The sequence below is a fragment of the Parasediminibacterium sp. HNIBRBA5674 genome, from assembly GCF_056745525.1.
In genome coordinates, this window is sequence record NZ_JBQWIE010000078.1 from 1 (window position 1) to 2,442 (window position 2,442).

General features: G+C 40.3%; 1 protein-coding gene. It reads left to right on the top strand.

Annotation, left to right across the window (positions count from 1 at the left end; translation table 11 throughout):
- Positions 1–91: 91 nt before the first annotated feature.
- Positions 92–2,442, top strand: a 2,351-nt coding sequence (locus ACT9TX_RS18270; RefSeq protein WP_481340523.1) for a beta strand repeat-containing protein, incomplete at its 3' end; no start/stop codon positions are given.

The following is a 2,442-nucleotide window of genomic DNA, read 5'->3' on the forward strand; positions in this document are numbered from 1 at the left end:
AATTAAACGCACATTTTTCAACATTTCAGTACAGTTCAGGATGAACATCTAAATTAACAAATTCACTTTTGAAAAAATAAATTGCTTGTTTATGAAAAGAATCTTGACGCTATGGCTGCTTTTTGCAGCATTTTATGTTAATGCACAAACACCAAAAGCTTTTACCGCTGGCAACCTAGTGGTTGTAAGAGTGGGTGACGGCAGTACTACGATTGCTACTGCCAACTATCTGCCAGTATTTTTAGACGAATACACACCTTCAGGTACATTGGTGCAAACAATTCCCCTAGGTAATACTTCTGGTGCTAGATTGGTAGCTAATGGTATCAACCAAGATATTTCGCTTAGTTTATCTACTAACAAACAGTATTTGTCTTTACTAGGCTATGATTTAAGTACCCCTGCTACTACTACAACTAACACAACGGCTTCTACTCCTAAAGTTATAGCCCGTGTAGGTATAGATGCTAGTATAGATTATAGTACAAAAGTACCTGCCGCAGGTGATGGTGCTAGGCAAGTAGTAAGTGTAGATGGTACTGGTTTTTGGGCGGCTGGAAATACTGGCACTAAGTATATTCCTTTAGGCAATAGTGTTAGCACAGCCACACCAGTTATAACTGGTAACATAAATACTAAATCATTAGGCATTTTTAATAATCAATTGTACGGTTGCGGTTTTAATGGTAGTTCAACATTTCCTTCGCTATTTAGCATTGGTACAGGTTTACCTACTGTTGCAACGGCTACAACTACCTTGTTACCTGGCTTGCCTACAGGCTCTTCTACCACTAACAATGCGTTTCAGTTTTTTGATTTAGATAACTCTGGTACTATAACTGCTGGTGATGTATTGTATGTTCTTGATGGTTTAAACCTTAGAAAATATTCGTATACTGCTAGCACATCTTATATATCTGGTTTTAATGTTACAGCAGGTACAGGTACAGCCTACACAAGTGCACCAACAGTTGGTTTTACTGGTGGTACAGGGGCAGTAGGTGCCGCAGTAATATCTGCAAATAGGGTAAATATAGTTTATACAACTGTTTCTGGTTCAGGCTACACAAACGGAAGCGCTGTAACATTAACAGGTGGTGGTGGTACTGGTTCGTCAGCTACTCTTAGGGTAACTACTGGTGCAGCCTGGGCATACAATGGTGCTGTAGGTACAGGTGTTATACCTGCAATTACCGTTTCAGCTGGTGGTACAGGATACACAACTGCAACGGTAACTATTGCCGCACCAACAACTGCTGGTGGGGTTACCGCTACAGCTACAGCCACTGTAAGTGGTGGTGCAGTTACAGCAATTACTGTAACCAACGCAGGTAGTGGCTACACTGTGAACCCAACTATTACAATTACTGGCGATGGTACAGGTGCAATAGCAGCTACTACAGCAGCTAATGGGCTAGCCGTAGGCATGACAGGTTCTATAAATGCATCTGGCAAGGTGCAATTGTACATTACCACAGGTTCTGCTACTACAAATAATACTTTACAAAGTATAGTAGATGCTAATGGAGCTGGTTCTAACACTTCACCAACATATACAAATATAGTTACATCTGGAAGTAACTATGCTTTTAGAGGTATTGCTTTTGCGCCTTCAATAGCAACATGGGCAGGTGCCACTGATACAGATTGGAATACAGCAAGCAACTGGGTAGATAATACAGTACCAACAAATACAGATGCAATTAACATACCTACAGTAGCAAGTGGGTTTTATCCCATATTACCTGCATCATTAACTGCTGCAAGTATTACTGTACAAAGTGGGGCTAGCTTAACTACTAATGCAACTACAGCAGTTATTGGTAATATTACTGTAAATGCTGGAGGTACATTTACAATAAGCAATGCCACCACTGTTACTGGCGCCCTTGTAAATTATGGTACGGTAACTATTGGTGCTACTACAGGTATTACTGGTTCTTTTACAGCAAATGATGGTAGTACCACCAATATAAATCAAAACACGAGTGTAACTAGCAATGTAATTGTAACAACAACTGCAAGCGTAGTTATTGCTGCTAATATGGCATTAACCACACAAGGTAGTATAGGTGGCACTAGTACCGGATCTGGCACTGGTGCAGGTACTATTACTGGGGATGGTAAAGTAGTAATGAATAGTACTACCGTAAGGGCAATTGGCTGCTCATTTAATAATTTAGAATTGAATACACCGACAGTTGGCGGAAGCTATAACTTGGGTACATCAGCTACCGTAACTATTAACGGTTTTTTAAATTTAATTAATGGGCAAATAACAATGGGTGCTAATACCATAATATTAGCTAATAATGGGGTTTCTTCTGCAACATTTGGCCCTACGGCAACCATTGGTTCCGGCTCAGCTTGTACCACCCCAACTGGTGTTTCTTTTGTTTTTAATGGTAGACCTGTAACGTTTAAATCGGATGCAACAGGTAC